This window comes from Burkholderia sp. HI4860, assembly GCF_002223045.2.
Taxonomy (GTDB): Bacteria; Pseudomonadota; Gammaproteobacteria; order Burkholderiales; family Burkholderiaceae; genus Burkholderia.
In genome coordinates, this window is sequence record NZ_NKFO02000001.1 from 2,942,172 (window position 1) to 2,966,211 (window position 24,040).

At 66.1% G+C, this 24,040-nt stretch carries 7 protein-coding genes; 2 read left to right on the plus strand and 5 right to left on the minus strand.

All coding sequences use genetic code 11. From position 1 onward, the window contains the following. Position 1: 1 nt before the first annotated feature. On the minus strand, positions 2-1,219 hold the full coding sequence (gene gspF, locus CFB34_RS13130) for a type II secretion system inner membrane protein GspF (protein ID WP_089442117.1): 1,218 nt from the start codon (positions 1,217-1,219) through the stop codon (positions 2-4). 661 nt (positions 1,220-1,880) lie between these two features. Between gspF and CFB34_RS13135 the strand changes: the two genes are divergently transcribed. Then, positions 1,881-3,206: a substrate-binding domain-containing protein gene (locus CFB34_RS13135; protein WP_089442116.1), complete on the plus strand. Its 1,326-nt coding sequence runs from the start codon at positions 1,881-1,883 to the stop codon at positions 3,204-3,206. A gap of 48 nt (positions 3,207-3,254) precedes the next feature. Then, the gene (locus CFB34_RS13140) at positions 3,255-3,878 is read left to right on the plus strand and encodes a substrate-binding domain-containing protein (protein WP_306427084.1); all 624 of its coding nucleotides are present in this window, start codon (positions 3,255-3,257) and stop codon (positions 3,876-3,878) included. Between the two features lie 324 nt (positions 3,879-4,202). On the opposite strand, the gene CFB34_RS13145 is transcribed toward CFB34_RS13140, so the two are convergent. The 4 genes from CFB34_RS13145 to CFB34_RS13160 all read right to left on the minus strand — a co-directional run bounded on the left by CFB34_RS13145 (position 4,203) and on the right by CFB34_RS13160 (position 24,037). After that, positions 4,203-17,075, minus strand: coding sequence for a filamentous haemagglutinin family protein (locus tag CFB34_RS13145; RefSeq protein ID WP_089442115.1), 12,873 nt, complete (start codon positions 17,073-17,075; stop codon positions 4,203-4,205). Positions 17,076-17,292: 217 nt separating this feature from the next. Beyond that, positions 17,293-19,533, minus strand: a complete 2,241-nt coding sequence (locus CFB34_RS13150) for a tetratricopeptide repeat protein (RefSeq protein ID WP_089442114.1) — start codon at positions 19,531-19,533, stop codon at positions 17,293-17,295. After that, positions 19,530-21,773, minus strand: coding sequence for a tetratricopeptide repeat protein (locus CFB34_RS13155; protein WP_089442113.1), 2,244 nt, complete (start codon positions 21,771-21,773; stop codon positions 19,530-19,532). Before CFB34_RS13155 ends, CFB34_RS13150 begins: the two co-directional genes overlap by 4 nt. Continuing rightward, entirely contained in the window at positions 21,770-24,037 is a 2,268-nt protein-coding gene (locus CFB34_RS13160) for a tetratricopeptide repeat protein (RefSeq protein WP_089442112.1), read from the minus strand. Before CFB34_RS13160 ends, CFB34_RS13155 begins: the two co-directional genes overlap by 4 nt. Positions 24,038-24,040: the final 3 nt, after the last annotated feature.

Genomic DNA, 24,040 nt, shown 5'->3' on the forward strand with positions numbered 1-24,040 from the left:
ATCACTGCACCATGTTGTTCAGCTCGATGATCGGCATCATCACCGCCAGCACGATCACGAGCACCACGCCGCCCATCGCGAGAATCAGCAGCGGTTCGAGCAGGCTCGTCAGGAACATCGTGCGGCGCTCCAGCTCGCGCGATTCGCCTTCGGATGCGCGATCGAGCATCGTCGTCACGTCGCCCGTCGCCTCGCCCGAACGGATCAGGTGCACGAGTACCGGCGGAAACGTCTTCGTATGCGCCAGCGCGCGTGACAGTGCCGAGCCCTCGCGCACGCGGACGATCGCATCGTCGACGTTCGCGCGCATCGCACGGTTCGACAACGTCTCGCCGGCCGCCTGCAGCGCGCGCAGGATCGGCACGCCGGCCGCCGTGAGAATGCCTAGCGTGCTGGCAAAGCGCACCGTGTCGTAGCCGCGTACGAGCTTGCCGGCGAGCGGCGCGGTCAACACCCACGTGTCGAACCTGAGCCGCGGCGCATCGCGCGACAGCACCTTGCGGATCGCATAGACGAGCACGGCCGCCGCCGCGAGCGACGCCCACCACCAGTGCCGCACGAACTCCGACAACGCGAGCATCACGACCGTCAGCGTCGGCAGTTGCTGCTTCGTGCTGGTGAACACGTTCGCGACCTGCGGCACCACGTAGCTCAGCAGGAACGTGACGATGCCGAACGCGATCAGCGTGACGATGCCCGGATACGTAAACGCGAGCAGGATCTTTTGTTTCAGTGCGTTGCTTTGCTCGATGTAGTCGGCCAGGCGCGACAGCACGATGCCGAGCTTGCCCGTATGCTCGCCGGCCGCGACGAGCGCGCGATAGATCTCCGGGAAATCGCGCGGATGCTGGCTCAGCGCGTTCGCGAACGAATGGCCGCCGACGACTTCCGCGCGGATCGACGCCATCAGCTCGCGCACGTAGTCGCGCTCGGCCTGCTCGCTCAATACCGACAGCGCTTCGTCGAGCGGCAGCCCCGCGACCAGCAGGCTTGCGAGCTGGCGCGTGATGATCGCCTGCTCGCGCTGCGACAGCTTGCGGCCGAGCGACAGGCGTTGATTGCGCTCGCCGGCCAGGCGTTGCGCGGCCAGTTCGACGACGAGCGGCGTGAGCCCTTGCGTGCGCAGATGGCTGCGGCCGGCGCGCGCGCTGTCGGCTTCGAGCACGCCTTTCAGCGTGCGGCCGGTGGGATCGATCGCTTCGTAGCGGAATGCCGACATGTCTGTGCCCTCGAGTCACGCGTGCGACTTTTTCGGCGACGGCGCGCAATGTGCCGGACGCAGTCGCCAGGAAAGACTACGGAGCGAACCAGCGCAGATTTGTGACGGATGTTGGGCTACCTTTTTGGGCGGGTTTTATTACCTGGAATCGTTGTTCTTATAATTCAAAAACGATTACACCCCGCCCAATAAATCAATCTGCCACACATTAAATACACGCGATCATCGCCAATCTTCTATTTACATATTTTCGCGAAAATCGGACGAAATACATCGAAACGGACGATATTCCCCGACGTGCAGAATGTTCCGTAACATCCGCCACACAATCGTCTTGAAATTGGGGTAGCGGTGCGCGGGCTCGCATGCCATATCGATGGCTTCCAGCAAGCACGATAGGGGTTCCCGCGCACGACCCGCCGAACGATTCCGGTCAAATCCCAATATCTGGATGCCCCGACTTGCGCCGAACGTCGCTCCCATCGGGGCTTTACCAATCCGAATAACGAAATGACTTTTTCAATAAAAATGTTACGCACCATTCGTTATGAAAAATTCACACGCGTCATTCGAATTACCTCCTACATTTACCCGGCGGTCCATAAGCACTCCAACCGCAACAGCAGGGGTTCCCGTTTATCTTCGTCCAAGGAAATTTCTCATGAAATCCAGCAAGCGCAAGATCTGTCAAGTCCTCGCTCTCGTCGTTTCGGGCATGGGCGCATCCCTCGCGATGGCCGCAGGCCCGCTGATTCAAGGTGGCGGTTCGTCGCTCGTCGCGCCGACGATCGGCGCCAACTCGCCGGCTTCGGGTGAAATCGGCCTGTACGGCACGTCGAACGCCACGTTCACGTACTACTCGGTCGGCTCGGGCGCCGGCCAGAACGCGTTCCTGAACAACCAGCCGACGTTCTTCGGTGCAGGCGTCACGGGTACGGTCAACTTCGCGAACAGCGATGCCGCACTGACCACCGCGCAAGTCACGTCGTATAACGCCAGCACGATCGGCGCGAACAGCGGCCCGCTGATCCAGATCCCGTACATCGTGACGGCGATCACGGTGCCGGTCGTCAACGGTCCGGCCGTGACGAGCGCGAACACGCCGCAAACGACGCCGGGTCAAGCGCACAGCATCGCGCTGAACGACGACGACCTGTGCGGCATCTTCTCGGGCAAGCTGACGAACTGGAATCAGGTCACCAATCCGGAAGGCGGCAACTACTCGCTGAACGCCCCGATCAAGGTCGTCTATCGCGCTGACGGCAGCGGCACGACCGAACTGCTGACCCGCCATCTGGCTGCCGTCTGCACGACCAGCAACACCGCGCCGGGTGTCAAGTTCATCGATTCGCTGACGTTCGCGAACACGTCGGCATTCCCGTCGGGCGTGCCGGCGAACTTCGTCGCCGCGTCGGGTAGCGGTGGTGTCCGCGGTTCGCTCGCGTCGCTGTCGTCGGCCGGCACGGCCGCCGTCGCATACCTGAGCCCGGACTACACGAACACGTTCCTCGCGTCGCAAAGCACGGTCGTGACGTCATCGGGCGCGCTGCAGCTCCCGATCGCTAGCCTGTACAACACGACGGCCAAGAAGTACTACGCGCCGACGTATGCGAACGCGACTACTGCGCTGGGTACGATTGCCCCTCCGTCGGGCACCGCCGCCTCCGATCCGACCCAGTGGGTTCCGGTTTCCGGCACGGCCTACAGCAAGCTGGCTAACCCGGCGTCCGGCTATCCGGTTTCCGGCACGAGCCAGATCATCCTGAGCCAGTGCTACGCCAATCCGACGGTAACGTCGAATGTTCAAAGCTTCCTGAACAACCACTACACGAACTCCAGCTACGCGTCGGTCGTCCACGGCAACGGTTTCGACACCGTACCGTCGAGCTTCCAGACGGCAATTTCGGCAAACTTCCTGAGCAACACCAGTGGGAACAACCTGGACTTCGGTGACGCATCGGCCTGCGCCACCATCAACGGCCGATAATCGACAGTAGCCCCTACGGCACGCCACCGTGCAGAACACCGACCTCGAGTGATCGAGGTCGGTTTTTATTTCTTGTTGCAGGCCGCCAGATACCTGCGGAATGAGGTTCGCTCAAATCGTAACGCTTCTCGCAAGCTTTCTCGGCGCAATAAAAATGGAATCCTTATGAATCTCGCGAAACGTGCAATCTGTCGCATTTTCGCCGGGATCATTCCGATCGCCGGATCGTCGGTGGCCATTGCTGCCGGTCCAATCATTCAGGGCGAAGGATCGTCGCTCGTCGCGCCGCTGATTGGCGCCAACTCACCGGCTTCCGGTGAAATCGGCCTGTACGGTACCTCCAACGCCACGTTTACTTACTATTCAGTCGGTTCAGGCGCCGGTCAGAACGCGTTTCTGAACAACCCGCCGACGTATTTCGGCGCGGGGGTTTCGGGCGCGGTTCACATCGCATTCAGCGACACAGCACTGACGACCGCGCAAGTCACATCGTACAATGCCGCCCCTATCGGCTCGAACATTGACCAGTTGATCCAGATTCCTTTTATTGTGACCCCCATCACGATACCAATCGTCAATGGTCCGGCCGTGACGAGCTCGGTCACGCCGCAAACGACGCCGGGGCAAGCGTGTCCGGCTATCCGGTTTCCGGTACGAGCCAGATCATCCTGAGCCAGTGCTACGCCAATCCGACGGTAACGTCGAACGTTCAGAGCTTCCTGAATAACCACTACACGAACACCAGCTACGCGTCAGTCGTGCACGGCAACGGTTTCGACACCGTGCCATCGAGCTACCTAGCTGCAATCTCCGCGAACTTCCTGAGCAATACGAACGGGAACGACTTGGACATCGGCAACGCAGAGGTTTGCTCGCTGTACACCGGACGTTGATCCGCGACATCACCGATCTGATGCCTTCCGTTGAACCCGCCTCGACCACGCGAGGCGGGACACGCTCTTCTCGCCCTGTTCTATCGATACCGATACATCCGGATCAGAAGCGATTCAGTTTCCCAAGTTCCTCCTTGCTGAGCATTGTCCGCTGAGTCGACCCGGCCGCTCCGAACCCCAACAGCGAAACCGAGTTCGACGAATCGTAACCAACCTGCTCCGACCTGCGCCGCTTCGACCCGCCATCCGTACCGTTGTCCCCGAAGCCCTCGACCTGCACGCTGATCGTCCAGCGGCGCGGAGCAACGCCCGATGCATTGTTCTTCGCGATGTCCTGCGCGACCTGGCTCGCCGCCGATGCCGCCGAACTCGCGGCAGTCAGCGCGCCCGTATTCACCGCCTGAACAAGCGGGATACCGGTCGCCTTGCCGGTCACCTGGATGTTGTCCGCGTTCACGACACGCAACGCGGCGACGTTGAGGTTGCCTGCGCGTATGCCCGCATCACCGGCATCGACGGTACCTCGTGGCGCGATCAGGTTGACCGTGCCCTTCGGGGCGCCCGGGATGCTCTGCAGCGTCGCGATCCCCGCCCCCGTTACCTGCCCGCGCGAATCGACCGTGCAGTAGTGGTTCGCATCGCAGATGTATTGCGGCGCCGGGGTGTCCGCCGACGTCTTCGCGCCCTTACCTGCGTTGATGTCGCCGTTCGAACTCCAGATCGTCATGTCGCCGCCCTGTTCGGTGAAGATCCGGCTCTGTGCGAGCAGCACGCTCTGGTCCGTGAAGATGTCGACGTTACCCTTCTCGAGCGTCAGGATCCCCATCGTGCCGGGGCCAGCAACGACGTTCCCGTCACTGCCGACGATCTGCGGCGGCGCCGTCGTACTGCCGACGAGCGCCTGCCCGCCCGGCCCGAGGATCGTCACGTCGCCGCCTTGCTGCGTCTGGATCGTCGTGCTGCGGATATCGAGGTTGCCCGTGCTCGCGGGCTTGTTCGCCCCGTTTGAGCCACCACTCAGATTGTTCGCCGTATAGCCGAACGAAGCCGGGAACAGCGTGTTGATCGCCTGGTAGCCTCGCGAATACTGCCCGTTGTACCGACTCGTCGGGTCGTTGAAGTCCGCACCGACTTGCGCCAGCACGCCGAACAGCACCTTCTCCGCGAAGAACTGCTGTACGTACGGCGGCAACGCCTGGAACTGCTTCCACGCGTCATCGGCCGTCAACCGGCCGACCTTCGCCAGCGCAGCGTCCTTGTCCGCCTGCAATCCCGTATCGACGCCTAGCCCGGCGTCGTACTGCTCCATGAACGCGATCAATGCAGGCGTCGCACTAGGCACGCCGGCAGCGGAGCTGCCTGGAGCGATATAGGTAGAAACGAATCCCGGCAGATCGTCACCCGGCCCGACGCCGAACAGCACGTTGATGTTCGCGCTTTCGTGCGGCAAGTTCGGGTTGTTCGCGTTGCCGACTGCATCGATACCCGTGAACAGGTGCGCGATCCCGCCCGTGTTCGCCTTCCTGTTGTACAACTCGACCTGACTCGTCAGCGGGCCGATGTTGCGTCCCGCCTGCACATCGAACGAGCCCGGCCCTCCAATCTCCAGTACCGGTACCGCACCCGCAGTCGTCGAAATCGGCGTGTCGTAAATGTCCCGCCCCGCCACGATGCGCGTCACATCGGAACTGCGCAGGTTCTGCCCCCAGTACGCGAGGTTGACGATGTCCTGTCCAGCCTGCAGTAGCGCGGGCTTGTCGATCGAAACCGTGACGAGATTCTGGTAGAAACCGTCGCCAATAGCCGATGTATCTATCCCACCATTGACGATGCTTCCGTTCAGACTGTAGATCCGCGCAGGCAGCGGATCATCGCCGTGAAGGGCGCCAATCGCATGCGCTGCAAGCGTCACATCCGTCAACGCTGGAATACTGATTCGCGCTTGCGGGCTCGTTGGCGAGGGCATCTGCGAAGGATCGGCGTCGGACAAACCGAACGTATTAGGCAATGCGAAGCTGGTCCGCTGGGACGCTATATTGGACAGGTACACCGACTGGTCAGCGACCAGATTCAACTGGCCAACTGCCGACGGATAAAGAATCCCGCCGGATTGGATATCGATCGCCCCGCTGAATGCGGTCAGATTCATGCTGGCTGGCAACACGCCGTTCGCGCCCGTCCACATGCCGCCAAGCGTGCCAAGCCGGACATCACCGGTTGTGGAGAACGCATTGACTGCGGAAGTCGGGGAATAGCCCTGGCTGTCAGGATACTGGCCGTAACCGTAGAAATTGACGACAGTTGTCGATTGGCCGCCGCTCTGCGTATAGCTGGTCGAATAAGAGGGATTCAGTACGGCGCCGATATCCACCCCCTGGCGCGCAGCGACATTGAATATCCCGTCCTGCGTCGCAAGCACTGTCGACACTGCCATCGGCGTCCACCCAACCATCTGGGACGCGGTAGTGATATCCGATCCGATACTGCCTCCAGCCGATATCGTTCCCGTCCCCTTCGCGACGAAGTAGTCGCCGCTCAGAATATCGCCCCCTGCTTGCACCGTCAGATTTCCGCCGCCGACAGTAACAGGCTTGCCACTTCCGTTCAGGTACCACGTGGTAGGCAGCGACACGGCCAAGTCTGAGATATTGCCACCTGCGCTGATCGATACGTTGCCGCCAACGCTCATCACGCCTTGGTCGAATGCGCCGAAGTCGATCGATGATCGAGTCAACGGGGCGACGATGGTACTGTCACTCGCGGTTGCCCCCGGAGTGATCTGCATCCATTGCCACCAATACTGGCTGATGCTGTTCCCGGCTCCGCCGGTTACCACACCTGTCGCATCGGTCACGTTCTGGATGCCGTTGATATCGCCTTGCACACGTATCGAGATGTCGCCGGCCGAATCAGGGTTCACAGTCGGCGTAACCAGAATGTCTTGCTGGCCTGGGCTGCCACTCACGACAGCAGAAGCAAGACCCAACGGAGGCGCCCCCTGCGCAGACCCGCCCGCCGTATATACCACCCCCGGTGCGGTCGTATCCGCCAGCGTGAAATCATTGCCTGCGGAAATGTCGATCGACCCGGTACCGGTGCGAATGGTTGTCGGCTGAAGCAGCGTCAGTCCCTTCGAATCGACGTAGGCCGTATGCTGGTTCAGCGTTACGTTGCCCGAAGACGTGCTGCCGGCATCGAATGCAGCGGCAGGCTGCACGGCTAGCGGATTGGCGCTCGTCAGATCGGCTCCGCCGACCACACGGAACGACGAGCTTTGCCCTCCAAGGAGTGCAGCAAAACTGACGGGCAACGGATTGTTGGAGGTCGCAACATTTGCCGGCACGTTACCCGGCAAGTCTCCGATATTGGCAATCCCCGTATCCGGAATAGGCAATGGCGTGGTCGGAGCATATAAGAAACTAAACGCATTATTAGGATGCACCAGAACAGAAGGCAGCGATTTGATGGAACCAATTTTTCCAAAATACACGGAGCTGTATGAAGAAATATAAGCACTGTAATCCGCAGGATTTGATGACAAAACAGGAGGAGTAGGCGTGCCAAATTTTTCAAACAAAACCACACCATCCTTGACCACTCCAGTGATGGTTGAGCGATTGTATCCAATCAACCACTTCGAGTACGCGCTCGAGTAATCCTGATACGACGCATAACTTGAAGGTACCGGCGCCGGCGTCAAGAGTGGGGCATACGGCATCACATGGAGCGAATAATTTCCATTAAAGTTACCATTAGCCCAGAGATCGTAATAACCACCCCACGCATTCGCATAACCAAGGTAATCAGAGTAATAATCTGCAGTCTGCTTCGCAAGCGGCGCGCTCAGCGCCATATTCGGATCATATAGCGCATTACCGGGGTTGCTGCCGAATGAGGACAAAGACTGAGTCGAACCATCAGTCAATTGCACGGTAATCGATGCCGGATCGTCCAGCGAAGCCAGGCTGTTGTACAACGCCAGCGCTGCGGCATACGTTCCCGTCGCGCCGGCATTCCCCGTCGCCCCCAGGATCGTCGCCACCTGGTTCTGGAAGAACCCGTCGGTAATGCTCGCTTCCGCATCGAAATTGTTTGTCGCCCGGAACGTCAGCATCGGCGCGACCGTCCCGTTGTAGCGATACGAAGGATCGATCGTTCCGTGGTTGTTCGGCAGCCCCGCGCCGAGATTCCAGTTCGACAGGATCGAGATATTGCCGCCGTTGATCGCCGTGCTCGGATTGTCGAATTCGATCCCCGGCGCGACGCGGAAATTCGCGATGCCCGCCGTCGACCCTTGCAATGCCGGCCCATTCGCTCCGAGCCCGCTCTGAATGAATCCCATCAGCGTGCCGGGCGTCATCGACAGTGTGCCGTCGCTCGCCTTGACGATCTGTCCACCGTAGAAATTCTGATGGTCCGCGTTCGCGGTCGTCGGTACGAAGTACGCACTGTCCATCCCCGGGAAGCCGATCGACGAGATCCCCGTGTACAACGACGCCAAATCTGCCTGGCTGCCGGTCAACGTCACCTGCGCGCCAGTCGCATTGTTCGTCAGCGTGCCGCCGCCGTCGCCGTTCGCGTCCGGCGTGAACGAGAAAGTCGGCGGATTGGCGCCTTGCGCGGTGAAGGTGCCGGCCAGCAAATGCCCGCTGCTGTCATACCAGCCTGCCGGATCGACGATGCCGTCGAAGTGCTGCGCACCCGACGTCGCGTCGGTCGTGCTCCATGTCGCATACGCCTCGAGCGTCGTCGCGCGGGAACCGACGATGCCCTTGCCGTCATTGAACGAGTTCGGCAACTGGACATCGACGCTGCCATCCGCGAGCAGCGGCGCGCGGAAATTCACCGTGCCGCCCGACAACCCGCCGGCCGTTCCGCCCGATACATCGATCAGCGCATTCGCACCGACGCGGATCAGCCCCGAACGCGACGGATCGATGTTCTCGTAGCCATAGGTCGCGTTGTACGGGTTCGCGACGGTCGGATCGAACACCGCGCTCGTGCCGATGTTCACCTTGCCACCGCGCTGCGTCGGGTCGGAGCCGCGTGCGAGCAGCGTGCCCTCGACATCGACGCCGCTGCGGCCGTACAGGTCGATCTGTCCGCCCGCCTTGCCCGACGCGTCGATCGTGCCCAGCACGTTCACGTTACCGTTCGCCGTGTCCGACGCATTGCCCGCGCCGCCGTCGGCCGTCAGCGACACCGAGCGCGCGGTCAGCGCATTGCCGGCCGACAGCGTCAGGTTGCCCGACCGCGTATGAATGTCGATCGACTGGTTCACGCCGCTCGATGCGAGCGTCTTCGCGAGCGAATCGAGGTCGGCGGCGCTGCCCGTGTCGAGCGACAGCGAGCCGCCAGCATAGCCGTTCGTCGCGCCGCCCTTGATCGTGCCGTTGAGATTCACGACCTGCTTCGGCGCCGACAGCGTCAGGCTGCCGGCCGCGCCGCCGCCTTTCGCGCCAGAGAAATCGAGCGTCGCCCCCGGCTGCACGTCGACCATCCCTGCATCGGCGGTCAGGATGATCGAACCGGCCGGCGCGTACTGCGTCACGTCGAAGAACTGCTTCGACACGCCCGCCGAACTGACCGTCGAACCGCCGCCGATCGTCAGGTTGCCGGTGGTCGCCTCGAGGCTCACGTTGCCGGCGGGCGCCGCGATCGTCGCACCGTTGTCGGCAAGCGTACCGCCGACGAATTTCCATGCGCCACCGACCGGCGTATTCGTCAACGCGGTGCCCGCCGCGCCGTTCAACGTCAGCGCGCCGGTCGTCTTCACGGTCGACGCGGAACGCGTATCGGCCAGATACACGGGCGCGTTGAGCGTCACCGGCAGCGCCCCGAAATCGAACGTCCCCGTGCCTTGCCCCACGATGCCGCTGCTCGCGGTCATGTTCACCGACGAGAACCCGCTCAGCGTCTTCGTGCCTGCGCCGAAGTCGATCTCCTTCCCGTTGACCGTCAGCGCGCCTCCCCCTGCTGAGCCCGCACCGTTGGGCGCACCCGTCTCGTTCGTGAACGCGATCTGCTGTCCGTTCAACGTGACGTGGCCGCCGTCGCTCGTGAACGTGCCGGCGCTCAGGTCCACGCTCTTGCCGAACGTCGCATTCACGTCGCCGACGAAACCCATTGCACCATAGCTGCGCAGCGAAACGAGATCCGCGTTGGCAAGCTGCGCGAGCCCGGCCGGATCGATCACGAAGCCCGGCAGGTTTGCGGCGGCCGCACCGCTCGCATTCGTGAACGTGATCGCCGAGCCGTCCGCGGTAATCGCTTTGCCCGACAGCACCGCGCTCGGATCGACCTTCAGGTTGCCCGACGAATCGAGCATCAACGCCTGACCGCCCGACAGCGTCGCGCCTGCGCCGACCGTCAGAAGCCCGGTGCCGGTGCCGCCCGTGCGCGTGAGCGGCGCCATCGCGCCGTTCGACACGCGCAGCAGCGCGCCGTCGCCGGCGATCGTGATCGGCTGGTCCTTCGCCGCCGGGTAGTCGCCCGCCGCCGCGATCGACGCGCCCGCATCCACGCGCAAACCGTTCGCCGCGCTCGGATCCGTGCCGCTCGCGTCGGTTTTCGTCACGAGCAGGATCTCGGGCCCCTTCAGCGACGAGTTGCCATCGTTCGACACCACCACGCTGTTCGCGATCGGCGTGATCGTCACGCCATTGGTCGTCGCCGCACGTGTACCGCCGATCAGCAGGCTGCCGGCATTCAGCGAATCGAGCGCATCGCCGCCGATCTGCAGATAGCCGGGCAATGCGGCGCTGCCGTTGCCGGTGATCTGGATGTCCTGCGACGCAATGTCGACCTCCGCCGGCGCGCCGCCCGGGCCGGCCGCCGCGTTCAGCGTCGCGCCGAGCGTCAGCGCTCTCGTCGCGGCAAGCACGAGCTGGCCGCCATCCACCGGCAGCGGCGGGGTCACGTTGCCCTGCTTCGCGGCCTGCGCGGTGAAGAAGTCGTTCGCGCCCTTCAGCGTGTACTGCGAATACTGCTGCCACGTCGCGCCCGACTGCACGTCGAAAAGCGTCGGCGTCGCGCTGCGGCCACCCGTCACCGCATCGGCGAAGTATCCGCCCGTCACGACGGTGCCGTCCGGCAGCACCTGCGACGCGCCCGGCACGACGTTGCCCGTCGTCGCCGACACGGTCACGCGGTACGCACCCGGCAGCGTCGCATACTTGCCCGGCAGCAGCGTGTAATAGCCGGGCGCGAGTCCCGGCACGCCGGACAGGTACACAGCCTTGCCGATCGCGTCGTTCAACCCGGCCTGGCCGACGCCCAGCGTCGTATTCTTCGTCGTCGGCGTCCCGTTGCCCGCGACGTCCGGCTGCACCGTCTGCGCGAACAGCGGATCGTAGGCGGCAACCGGCGATTGCGAGCCGGGGACGATTGCATAGACATTTCCGGCGCCGGCATTGACCGGCACCGCCGTCGCGCCCTTGCCGCTCGCATAGCTCACGTTGTATTGCGACAGCACGTCGCGCGTGCCTCCCGTGCCGGGCACCCATTCGGCCGCCTGCAGGTCGCCGCCACCCGACAGGTCGATCGTCGCGCCCTTGCCGAGCGCGACGCTGGTGCCGTTCACGCCGATGTACTTGGCCGGCGGCGCGCTCAAGTCGGGCGTTGTCGTGCCCGCCAGCGGATTGAACTGCCATTCGACGCCGTCGACCGTGGTGCCGTACGGAATGATCGAGCCGCCGTTCGAAACCGACGTCACGCTGCCGTTCGCAAACGTCACCGAATCGGTCGCCACGAGCGGCAGGTTGCCGAACTGCTTCTGCGTCGCGCTGTTCGTCGGATCGCCGACGCCGAACACGAGCGTGCCCGACGGTGCGCGCACGGTGCCGCCCTGCACGATATTCGTCGCGTCGACGAGCAGCGTGCCGCCGGCCGACAGCGGCGTGCCGGACACACCGGTCGTGCCAAACGTGACGGTGGTCGGCGCGGGGTTGCCGGTGGTCGAATCGACCGGGCCGACCGCATCGACGATGAACGTGCTGCCGGTCGCCGGATACACGTCCGCCGCGTTGAACGTCACGTTACCGGGCGTGTACAGCATGCCGGGAGCCAGCGCGGCGGGACCGCTCTGCACCGCGCTGGTCGAACTGAGCCGGATATCGCCACTGCTTGCAAGGGTCGCCTGACCGATATTGTTGAGCTGGATCTGATTGCGCAGATCGAGGAACGATGCGTTCACGTTCAGCGTCGCATCGGACAGCGTCGCGACCGGCGTGAACGCCGGAGACGACGAAGTCAGTACCGGGCCGGCCAGGGCGACATAAGGCGCGTCAATGGTCACCGTCGTACCAAGCGGGTGAGCCGGCGGTTGGGCGAGCAGGTTCGTGAGCACTGAATTGCCGCCTGCAGGCAGGGCCGGTGTCGACAGCAATGTCGAAAGCTGGTCCATGCCGATCGCCGCGATGCGTCCGGTGTTCAGCGTCACCGACTCGGGCAACGCCAGGTTCACGTCACCGGCAAACACGATCGGTGGTACCGATACAGGAATCGGGGACGGCGTGCTGTCGCCGAGCACGAGATTCGCGATTCCAGAATCGTTCAGGCGATCCGTGGCGAACTGGATCACGCCGGTCGGCTGGCCGATCGGTTGCCCGGTGGTCGGGTCGATCGCCGTCGAAAAATCCTGGCCGGGCGCAAGGCCGACCGGAACCAGCATCCCGCTCGATCGTACGACGAGCGCGGTCGCGCCGGCCGATCCGTTATTCTGATGCGGCAGGATCGTCAGCGTGCCGCCGCGCGCCTGCGGCGCGCCGCCGTAGCCGGCCAGCGTCCCGTCCGCAAAAAGTCCATACGCGGCCGACAGCGTGATCGAACCGGCGTCGCTCCACACGGGTTGTGACGCATACGTGCCGTTCGCCTGCAAACGATCGAAGTTGGCCGACGCACCCGACACGTCGATCGTCGAACCCGCTTGCGCGACCACGTAGCCCGAATCGCTCGACAGCGTCACCGAGCCGCCCGGCAGCACCTTGCCGGTATTCGGCACGACAGTCTTTCCACCGATCCTGACCGGCGCCGCGAGCGGATTGGCAAGCGCGACCCCGGATACGTCGAGCGTCGCGTCGGAACCGAGCCAGACCGACCGGCTGTTGCTCGGCGTGAAGACGGACAGCTGTCCCTGCTGGACGTTCGTGGTCCCGGTATCGGCACTGAGCATGATCGACCCGCCCGGCGCGACGACCGAACCGAGCACCGTGACCTGCTTCGGCGACGCGAGCACAACGCTCGCCCCCGCATCGGCGTTGATCGATGCGCCGGACGACAGCGTGACCGCGCCGGTCACGCCCGGATACGACGGCGGCGGGCCGTCGGGCCCGTTTTGCCACACCCCGTAATTCCCGCCCGTCAACACGAGACTCGTCGGTTGCCGGTGATACGCGTCGAGTTGACCGATCGTCGTCACGCCGCCAGCAGACAGATTCGTCTCCGAACCTGCCTGCTGGAGGGCCGGCACACCCGGAATGCGGTTCAACTGGGTCAGCGCGACCGCTGCGCCCGGTGCAATCGTCGAATCGTAGTACGCGTTCAGCACGTACTTGCCAAAGCCCTGCCGCGCAAAGAAGTTCTCGGGCAGATACACATCCCATGGCGACGCCGCCGTCCGGTCTCCGCCGATCCGGAAGCCGAGCGCCTCCAGCGTCAGCGTGCCGCCCCCCGAAAAACCATCGCTCAGGATTGTGCCGCCCATCGCGATCGTGCCCGCGGTCGGTTGCGTGGCGGGCAGCGGCGAACCGCTGTCGCGCGTATGACCGAACTGCTGCGTCGCGGACGGCGCGGCGTAAGTCTGCAACGCAACGTTGCCGCCGCGCCCGGCCGGCACGCCGTTCTGCATCAGCAACTGGCCGTTCGCGAGCATTTCGCCGCCGCCCGACACGTCGAGCACGCTGCCCGGTTGCAACACGATCGATCCTGTCGCGTCCACGGCGGTGCCGTTCACGAACGTCGCACCCTCCCTCGCCGACAGCGAAATGCTGCCGCCGTTGATGAACTGGCTGTTGCCGGGCGTCGTGCCCGGTGCAGCCTGCACGTCGTTGTTCACCCACTGGCCGGCCGCACTGATCGCGCCCTGCGGCCCGACGGTCACGTTGCCGCCGCTCGCGATCGAAACCGAACCGGACGGCGCGGACAGCCGCCCCGCAACATTGACGTCGGCACCGGTCACCGTACTGTTCAGCGAAATCGAGCCCCCCGGCTGCACGTTCAGTTGCGTGCCCTGCGCAACCAAGATGCCCTTGCCCAGGTACTTGTCCCCGGTCACGTTCAGGTTCGCGAAACCGCCGTTGTTCAGCTTCGTAACGGGCACGACCTGCGTCGTCAGCAGGTTGCTCGGGTCGTTCGCGGCCAGCGACTGGGATGCCGTCTTGTCGATCGGTGTGTCGATCGAGAAGCCCGGTATCAACGCGCCGAGTTGCGGCGCATTGTCCTGCAGGGTCACGAAGCCCGAGGTGCCGTTGATCGTAAGCGTCGTGTTGGCGACGCTGTTCCACGTCATCCCCGCCAGCGCGCCGCCGGCCAGCTTCGGATCGGCTCCCAGGTTGAACGTCCCACCGGACGGCAGGCTGTTGCCCTGCATCTGCTTCGCGCCGCCGAACGCCTGCGCGCTGATGTCACCGTCGAGCACCAGCGCCTGCGACGCGAACAGGTCGAGCGTGCCCGCATTGCCGCCGACGATGGTGTCGGACTGGTAGGTGCCGCTCGTCAGCAGCGGGTTGTACCAGGACTTCGTCACACCCCAGCGCGGATGGCTTTCGATGAACTGCCCGGCGATGCCGACATAATTGTCGTAAGGACTCGCCTGCCCGATCGGCACGATCGCACCGTTGGCGTCGACGAGCCGCGTCGTGTTGACCATCCCGCCGTTGTAATGCACATACCCGCCGTTCAGGTTCATCGACGAACCTGCCGCGGTCATCACCTCGTTGCCGGACAGCGTGATCGTGCCGCCGTTGGTCAGCAGTTGATCGACGGTACGCGGAATCAGGTTCACGTAGCCGGACAGGTTCAGGATCGGGCTGCCGACCCACTGCACGCCATCGCTGCGCGTGCCCGTCAGCGTGCTGTCGACGACGACACCTTTCAGCCCGAACAGGAAGCTGTTGCGCAGCAGCGGCGAATCGGCCAGTTCGTTCTGGCCGATCCGGTCGACCGTCACGAGCGTCTGCGCGATCGGCACCTGCACGTCCGCCAGCCCCGATACGTCGATCGTCGCGCCGTCGTCCACGTAGATCCGGCCGGGCACCGCCGTCTGGCCCTGCACCTTGTTCGTCACGACCGACGGCGCATAGGCCGTCACCGACACGTTCGAGCCCGGCGCCTCGATCAGCGAGCCGCCCTGGAACCAGACGGAACCGGCCGTCATCGCGATGCCGCCCGGCGTGAAGGTCGTGCCGGGCGTCGACGTCGCGGTCTGGCCGTTGTTGTCGGGCAGCACGGTCGTCACCGATCCCGGCCCGAAGCTCAGCAGACCAGCGCGATTGACGTTGTCGGCGCCGCCGGCGCCGCCCGTGACCGGCGTCGAGCCGGTATAGGGATTGCCCAGCGGATTGTTCGACGCATATTCGTCCGCCGTCGAAATCGTGATCATGCCTGGCGTGTTCACGCTCGTCGTCACGCCCACCACGCCGTTCTGCGCGACGCGGCTGCCGAGCAGGTTCACGTTGCCGCGCGCCGCCTGCACGATACCGGTATTGGTCAGCGTGCCGGCCGGCGTGACGTCGATCGATGCTCCGGTAGCCGAATCGACCGTCACGATCTGCCCGCTCAGTTCCGGCAGCAGGATTTGCGGATTGCCCGACGTTCCGGCTCCGTTCGGCCGCAGGCTCACCCCCACGCCCGCTGCCAGCACGACCTGCCCCGACGTCGCCGTAATGCTGCCCGCGTTCGTCACGTTCGGCGCGGCGACCAGCACGAAACCGCCGTCGCTCGCCGTACCGTTGGTGTGCGTCGTGATCGACGCGCCCTGCTCGATGGTCACGTCGCCCGGTGCCTGGTATGCCCCAGACAGCGTCACCTGATTACCCAGCCCCAGCACTTCATTCGGCCTGCCCCCCGACCCCGCCACCCCACTCGAACTCCCCGACTGCGGATAAGCCAGCCCGCCTGTCGTCCCTGCCGGCAAGCTCAAGAACTGCTGGTTGCTCGCGACAATCCCCGCAGGCGTCGGTACGAGCTGGTTCTTCATGTCGAGCAGGTTCAGCGACGAAGCAACCAGCGAATGCACGTTGACCTGCGACCCGGCGCCGAACAGCACGCCGTTGCGGTTGATCACGTACACGGCGCCCTGCGCGGTGATATTGCCGAGAATCTGGCTCGGCCTGCCGCTCGGATCGTTGACCCGGTTCAGCACGGCCCAGTTGTTCGCGCCGTTCGTCTGCGTGCCGCCCGACTGGTCGAAATTCAGCGTCGTCTGCCGGCCGACGTTCATCGTTTCCCACGTCAGCACCGCGTTCTGCCCGGTCTGCTTGACGTCGACGTTCACGTGGCCGCTGCCGTCGACGTTCTGCGTCGGCGCGTTCGCGTTGAACCACAGCACCGGATTGTTCGTATCGCTCGACGCGCCGGCCGCCACCTGCAGCCCGCCCGGCGCGAGCCCGTTCGGCACGGTCGACGGCAACTTCGCCGCCGCCGCGGCCGCGTTCTGCTGCGCGGCGATCTGCGCGGCGATCGCATGCGCGGCATACCCGAGGTTGCGGATCGAAGGCTGGCTCGCCTGCAGCGCCTGCTGCGCCGACACGCCCAGATTCGGCATGCCCGGCGCGCCGCCGGCACCGCCGGCACCACCGCCCGACGCACGCGCGGCCGCCGCCCCGAGGTTCATGATGCCGGCCGCCTGCACGTGCGCGGACGCGCCCGCCAGCAGCATCAAGGCCACGGCCCGCACCAGCGGCCGCAGTTCCGATTTCAGGACCGGACGCGAGCCCGTCGCGTCAGGTTGTCGTGCCGTGCGTGCGCGTGCTGCCATTCTTCACCCCGAATCCTATGAAATTGCGCTGGACGACGGTCGCGGCGAAAGCGGCGCCGATCCGTTTTCGCGCTCGGTCGTTGCAACCGGGATCGAACCCGGCCACTGGAATCCCAAGAACATACGAAGGCCCGATGGCAGCGGCGTGGCGGGTGTTACGGACCATTCGGGCCGCTCGTGAAAGGTCCGTAGCTTTTGTCACAGTCGGCCCGGCCGGTCACACGGTGTCGCGATGCGCGCGGATGCGGGCCGCGAGCGCGTGCGCCACGCGTTCGACCAGTGCCGGCCAGTCGCCGGGCAACCGCTGCCGGAACAGCGTCGCGGACGGATACCACGGGCTGTCGTCGCGTTCGAGCAGCCAGCGCCAGTCCGGCACGCGCGGCAGCATCACCCACACGGGGCGTCCAAGCGCGCCGGCCAGGTGCACGACCGACGTATCGACGGCGATCACCAGATCGAGCGTGTCGACGAGCGCGGCCGTTTCCGCGAAATCCGTCAGCTCGGCCTCGAACGACAGCACGCCGCTTGCCTCGAAAGCGTCGGCGTCACGCGGGCGCACGCCGACCTGCAGGCTCACGAACGTCGCATCGAGCGCGACGAGCGGCGCGAGCGCGGCGAACGTCATCGACCGGTTTTCGTCGTTCGCATGATCCGGATTGCCCGACCACGCGAGCCCCACGCGCATTCGTCGCGGCGGAGCGAGCGCATCGAGCCGTTCGACCCATGCGGCACGGCGCTGCGGGTCGGCGTGCAGGTACGGCACGTCGGCCGGCACCGTGTCGAGCGTCGTGCGGAACGCGAACGGCAGGCTCATCATCGGGCAATGCAGATCGAACGCCGGCGCCGGCTGTCCATCGGCGACGACGCGGCTCACGCCGCGCAACGTCCCGAGCAGGTCGGCCAGCGCAGCCGGCGCGTCGACCACCACGATCGCGCCGCGTGCGTGCGCGAGGCTCGCGTAGCGGCAGAACTGCAGCGTGTCGCCGAATCCCTGCTCCGCATGCAGCAGCAGCGTGCGGCCGGCGAGCGGTTCGTCGCCCGTCCATTGCGGGCGATCCGCGTGACGCCGGTGCAGCATCACGTCGGCGGCGTCCCAGCGCGCTTCATGCTGCCGCCAGCCGGCGTCGAAGTCGCCCGTCACCAGACGGCAGAACGCCTCCGACCGGCGCGCGATGCCGTGATTCGGGTCGCGCCGGCTCGCCAGCGCGAAATCGGCAAGCGCGGCTTCATGGTCGCCGAGTTGCTGCCGTGCCACCGCGCGCGCGTAGATCTCCTGCGCCGTCCGGCCCGGCGCACTGACGGCCGCCGCGTAACTCGCGAGCGCATCGTCGTAGCGGCCGAGCAGTTGCAGCGCGATCGCGCGATTGCACAGCACTTCCGCGTGCGGACCGCGTGCTTCGAGCGCTCGGTCGTAATGCGCGAGCGCTTCGTCGAACGCACCGAGCGCCCGCAGCGCGCCGGCCCGGTTGCGCAACGCGTCGAAATCCGCCGGCGCACGCGCGAGGGCTTCGCCATACGCGTGCGCGGCTTCCTCGTGCCGCCTCAGCCCGAGCAGCGCGTTGCCGCGGCCGACCCACGCGCCGACGTTGTCGCGGTCGCGCGCCAGCAGCCGGTCGCTGCGCTTCAGCAGTTCGTCGCGCAAGTGCAGCAAGTCGAGCGCGACACAACTCACGAACAACAGTTGCAGGTCGTCCGGCATCCGCGCGAGCGCTTCGTCGAGACACGCCAGCGCCTCGGCCGGACGCCCCAGTTCGATCAGCGTATAGCCGCACGCGTAGACGAGATCGGGCGTCTTGCCGCGCACCACCATCGCGAGCTGAAAGCAATGCAGCGCCTCTTCGCCGCGGCCGAGCGCGCGCAACGCGTGGCCGCGTTCCGCAAGCGCCACCGGATCATCCGGTTCGATCCGCAGCGCGCGCTCGATGCTGATCAGCGCGTCGGCGGGCCGGCCGATCGCGCGCAATGCCTCGCCGCGCCGGACCCACGATACCGCCCGGCCCGGCTCGCGCGTGAGCGCCAGATCGTACGCGCCGACCGCTTCGTCATGCCGGCCGAGCGCATGCAGCGCGTCGCCGCGCGCGGTGTTGGCGGGCGCATGGCCGGGATCACGCGCGAGCGCCTGCGCGGCCGCGTCGAGCGCCTCACGATGACGGCCCGTGCCGCTCAGCGCCTGCGCATGATTCACGAAATTCCACGGGTGATTCAGCCCGGCGCGCATCGAGCGCTCGATCAGCGGCCCCGCGCGTGCCGGATCGCCGAGCTGAAGATGCACGAACCCGAGCAGATGCAGTGCCTCGACGTGGTCGGGCATCATCGCCAGCACGCCCTCGTAGAGCCGTTTCGCGCCCGCGTAATCGCGTTGCCCGAGTCGCATGCGCGCATTGCGCAGCGCATCGTCGACGGCAGCCCGCAGCGGCGCGGCACCCGCGCCGAACGCCGGTGCCTGCGCCGTGCTCATCGCGACGCTCCCGCCACCAGCGCCGGCAGCGCGTCGCGGAGCCGCTCGACGACGGGCGCCCACTGCCCGCCTTCCGGCTGGCGGAACAGGCGCGCGCCCGGATACCACGGGCTGTCGTCGCGATCGAGCAGCCAGCGGAAGTCGGGCGTGTACGGCAACATCACCGCGAGCGGCCGGCCGAGCGCGCCGGCCAGGTGCGCGACCGACGTATCGACGCTGATCACCGCATCCATTGCCTCGGTCAGTGCGGCCGTTTCGGCAAAATCCGTCAGTTCGTCACCGACGAAGCGGATCGGGCTCGCATCGAGCACCGCGCGATCCTCGTCGCGAATCACCTTTTGCAGGCTGATCCATTCGTAGCGGTCGTCGAGCAGCGGCAACAGGTCGGCGAGCGTGACCGAGCGATTGCGGTCGTTCAGGTGCAGCGGGTTGCCGGACCACACGAGGCCGATGCGCGGCCGGTCCGCCGCCCCCAGCCGCGCGCGCCAGTGCTCGACCCGCGCGGGATCGGCGCGCAGATACGGCACGCCAGCCGGAATCGACGACAGGTCGGTGCGAAATTCGAGCGGCAGGCTCAACAGCGGGCAATGCAGGTCGAACGGCGGCAGCGGGTCGCCGCGCGCGACGAGCACGTCGACACCATCGAGCGTCGCGAACAGCGCCTTCAGCTCGACCGGCGCCTCCACCACCACGCGCGCGCCGAGCGCTTTCACGAGCGGCACGTAGCGGCAGAACTGCAGCGTGTCACCGAGCCCCTGCTCCGGATACAGCAGGATCGTCTGTCCGTCGAGCGGCATCCCGTGCGTCCAGCGCGGCTGCGCGAAATCGCGCCGGCTGCCGTCGAGCTGGCTGTCGCGCCAGCGCCATTCGTATTCGGCCCAGCCGGCCTCGAAATCACCGATCGACAGGCACAGGAATGCGCGCATGCAGTGCGCCTGCGCATAGTCGGGGTCGATGTCGATCGCTTCCGCATACGCGTGCAGTGCGTCCTCGTGCCGCCGCAGCGCGCGCAATGCGCTGCCGCGATGGAAATGCGCAAGCTTGTCGCGCGGCGTCGCGGCGATCACGCGCGCGAGATCGTCGAGCGCGTCATCGTAGCGATGCGCTTCGATCCGGACGCGCGCACGCGTGAACGACGCGGGCGCATCGTGCGGATCGATCGCCAGCGCGCGGTCGCACATCTCGTGTGCATCGTCGTGACGCGCCACCCGCATCAGTGCGCTCGCGTAGTTGCACAGCACGCCCGTGCTGCCCGGCTCGACTTCGAGCGCGCGCGCATAGCTGTCGACCGCATCCGCGAAGCGGCCCAGATGGCTCGCCGCATTGCCGCGATTGGCGAGCGCGCGCGCATGGCGCGGATCGATCGCGAGCGCGCGGTCGCAACGCATCAGCGCCTCTTCGTGCCGGCCGAGCTGTTCGAGCGCGATCGAGCTGTTGAAAATCGCCTCGACGAACGTCGGGCTCGCCGCGATCGCCGCGTTGAAATCAGCCAGCGCATGTTCGGGGTCGTGCAGGTCGAGATACGCGACGCCGCGCAGGAACAGCGCGTCGGCGCTGCCCGGCCGCAGCGCAAGCGCATGGTCATAGCTGTCCGCCGCGTCGCGGAAGCGGCCGAGCTCACGCAGTGCGAGCCCGCGTGCGCGCATTGCGTCGTACGTCCGCCCCGCGAGCGCGATCGCGCGGTCGCAATCGGCAAGTGCGTCGTCGAAGCGGCCGAGCGCGCGCAGCATGTCGCTACGCTTCACGTAGCCGTCGGCGAACCCGGGCGTCAGTTCGAGCAGGCGATCGTAGACCGCGCACGCTTCGTCGTGCCGTGCGAGTTGCGCAAGCAGCCCGGCGCGCTGGAACAGCACGCGCTGGTGCACGGGATTGATCGCGAGCGCCTCGTCGAGCCGCGCGAGCGCATCGTGCTCGCGCCCGAGCCCGGCCAGCACCGCCGAGTAGTTCGCGAGCGCGAGCGGCACCGGCTGGCGCTCGACCGAGCGCCGCATCAGCGGCTCGGCATCGTCGAGCCGCCCCTGCTGGAAGCGCACCGCGCCGAGCAGGTGCAGTGCCTCCGGATGCTCGGGATCGAGCGCCAGCAGCTCGGCGTAGGCATGCTCCGCATGCTGCAGCGCGCCCTCGTGATGCGCCTTGCGTGCACGCACGAGCAGGCGTTCGAGCTGTATGGCGTCGGGCGGACGGCGATCCGGCGCGACCGTCGCGCTCGCCAATGTCGTCCCTTCCCCGTTCGGTGTCATCGTGTGGCCCCCACTGTCGCTGTTCGTATCGCGTGTCGTGTCTGACGTGTCATCGGCTCGAGCGCGGCACGCACCGCGTCGATCGCATCGGCCCAGTTGCCGGGCGCCGGCTGGCGAAACAGCCGCGCGGACGGATACCACGGGCTGTCGTCGCGCTTGCGCATCCAGCGCCATGCCGGCGGGTCGGGCACCAGCACCCAGACACGCGCGCCCAGCGCACCTGCCAGATGCGCGACCGCGGAATCGGTCGCGATCACGAGATCCAGCGCGCCGATCAATGCGGCCCTGTCCGCGAAATCGCCGAGTTCGTCGTCGACGCGGCGTATCGGCGCATCCGCCAGCCACGCGGCGTCGCACTCGTGCACCGGCTTCTGCAGGCTGATCCAGTCGACATCGAGATCGAACAGCGGCGCGAGCCGAACGAAATCGATCGACCGGCCGGCATCATCCCTTCGTGCCCCATCGCTTGCCCACGCGAGCCCGACGCGCAGCCTGCGCCGCTCGCCGAGCAGCGCGTCCCACTCGCGCGTGCGCTGCGGGTCCGCATGCAGGTAGGCGACGGTGCGCGCAATGGTGTCCGCTTCAGTGCGCAACGCGTGCGGCAGGCTCGGCAGCGACACATGGCAGTCGAAGGCGGGAAGCGGCTCGCCGCGCGCGATCACGTGGGGAGCACCGGTGAGCGACGTCATCAGCGCACGCAAGGGCGGCGGCACCTCGAGCACCACGCGCGCGCCGCGCGCCGCGACGAGCGGGACATAGCGGCAGAACTGCAGCGTGTCGTCGCTGCCCGGTTCCGCATGGATCAGGATCGTCTTGCCGTCGAGCGGTTCGTCGCCGCGCCACACCGGTTGCGTATACGGCCGCGCATGCCGCGCGAGCTGCATGTCGCGCAGCCGCCATTCGTACCCGCGCCAGCCGCATGCGAAGTCGCCCTCCGTCAGGTGCAACGCCGCACGCGCGCAGTGTGCGGCGGCGAAGTCGGGTTGCAGTGCGAGCGCGCGATCGTACGCGGTGAATGCTTCATCCACCTTCCCCGTCTCGGCAAGCAGGTTGCCGCGGGCCAGCCAGTTCGTCGCGGCATCGGGGTGCAGTTCAAGCGCACGATCGACCGATGCGATCGCTTCGTCGTAGCGATGCAGATCCCGCAGCACGTTGCCGCGGTTCGTCCACGCTTCGGCGCAGTGCGCGTCGATCGCCAGGGCGGCATCGTAGCTGGCAAGCGCCGCATCGAAGCGCTGCAAGCCACGCAGCACGGTGCCGCGGTTGCACAGCATGTCGACCGAACGCGGATTGACGGAAAGCGCACGTTCGTAGCTGTCGAGCGCGTCGTCGTGACGCCCGAGCTGGAGCAGCGCATTGCCGCGGCTCGCGAGTGCACGACCATGGTCGGGATCGAGCGCCAGCACGCGCTCGCAACGCGCTAGCGCTTCGTCTGCACGGCCGAGCCGTTCGAGCACGGCCGCGCTGTCGCAGAGCGTATCGAGGCGTGCGGGATCGGCCGCGAGCGCGTCGTTGAACGCGGCCAGCGCTTCGTTCAGACGGTCGAGCTCGGCGAGCATGCGGCCGCGCTCGGCCATGATCGCGGCGATGCCCGGCCGGATCGCGTTCGCGCGATCGAAGCAATGCAGCGCATCGGCCGCGCGCCGTAGCTCGCGCAGCACGAGGCCGCGGTTGAACCACGATTCGAACGAATGCGGATCGACCATCAGTGCGCGGTCGTAGGTGTCGAGCGCCTCGTCGAGGCGACCGAGCGCGCGCAGCGCGCCGCCGCGATTGCAGAGCGCGTCGAGCACGAGCGGCGACACCGAGAGCGCACGGTCGAACGACGCGAGCGCGTCGTCGTAGCGGCGCAGGCCGATCAACGTGTTGCCGTGGCGCACGAGCGTCTGCACGTCGTCGGGCGCCGCGTGCAGCGCGGTCGCAAAATGACCGAGCGCCTCGTCGATGCGGCCGCGCTCGCCGACGATCGCACCGAGATCCGAGAGCGCGCGCACGTCCGGCGCGATCGCGATCGACTGGCGCAGCAGTGCTTCGGCCTGATCGGGCGCCCCGCGCTGGAACTGCAGCACGCCGTACAGATGCAGCGCCTGCGGATGGTCGGGCTCCTTCGCGAGCACCGCGAGATATTCCCGTGCCGCGTCGTCGAAGCGACCGGCGCCGTGCCACTGCTGTGCGCGGCCCAGAATCGCCGCCGATTGCCATTGCCCGGGCGCGTCGTGCCCCGACGCGCCCGCGTGTGCCTCATGCCGGTGCTCGACCGTCACGTT

Coding starts and splice junctions, on each gene's coding strand:
- CFB34_RS13155 (WP_089442113.1), bottom strand. CDS start 21,773: ATGACACCGAACGGGGAAGGGACGACATTGGCGAGCGCGACGGTCGCG.
- gspF (WP_089442117.1), bottom strand. CDS start 1,219: ATGTCGGCATTCCGCTACGAAGCGATCGATCCCACCGGCCGCACGCTG.
- CFB34_RS13135 (WP_089442116.1), top strand. CDS start 1,881: ATGAAATCCAGCAAGCGCAAGATCTGTCAAGTCCTCGCTCTCGTCGTT.
- CFB34_RS13150 (WP_089442114.1), bottom strand. CDS start 19,533: ATGAGCACGGCGCAGGCACCGGCGTTCGGCGCGGGTGCCGCGCCGCTG.
- CFB34_RS13145 (WP_089442115.1), bottom strand. CDS start 17,075: ATGGCAGCACGCGCACGCACGGCACGACAACCTGACGCGACGGGCTCG.